Genomic DNA, 582 nt, shown 5'->3' with positions numbered 1-582 from the left:
CCCAAGTATCTGGATTTTTAATAATAGCAATGACACCTCTAGCAATATCATTTCTAGTAATATAATTAATACGACCATCACCAGCTGGATAAATCAGTTTATGCATATTCATCAATTCTGGTAAATATGGTTTAAGTGGATCCATGTACATTGCCATTCTTACATAGGTATAGTCAATACCACTTGTTGCCAATAGACGTGCTGCATAACCAAAATAAGGACTCATATGGAATGGATTATTATGCTGATCTGCGTAATAACCTATGAAAATGATATGAGCAACGCCACTTTGCTTTGCCGCATATACTAAATTTTCCACTTCTGGAATACGTTTGAATGATGGATGGATAATACTTGGAATAAACACAACGGTATCCATTCCTTTAAATACCTCTACCATGCTTTCGGGATTAAAATAATCTAATTGTCGAACAGGAACTTTTCCGCGCCAATCTTCTGGAACTTTCTCAACATTTCTAACACCAATGTGAAAATGATCTATGTGATTTGCAATGGCTTGATTTGTAATATGTGTGCCTAAATGACCTGTAGCACCTGTTAACATAATATTCATTCACTTCA

Annotated in this window: 1 protein-coding gene; it reads right to left on the bottom strand. The window is 35.1% G+C overall.

The genetic code is table 11. From position 1 onward, the window contains the following. Nucleotides 1-574: SDR family oxidoreductase (locus tag IDG60_RS27015; protein WP_206160334.1), on the bottom strand; the 574-nt coding region annotated here is incomplete at its 3' end. Between the last annotated feature and the right edge of the window lie 8 nt (nucleotides 575-582).

The sequence above is a fragment of the Staphylococcus sp. EG-SA-2 genome, assembly GCF_017152085.1.
This window is presented reverse-complemented; position numbering and strand designations above follow the sequence as displayed.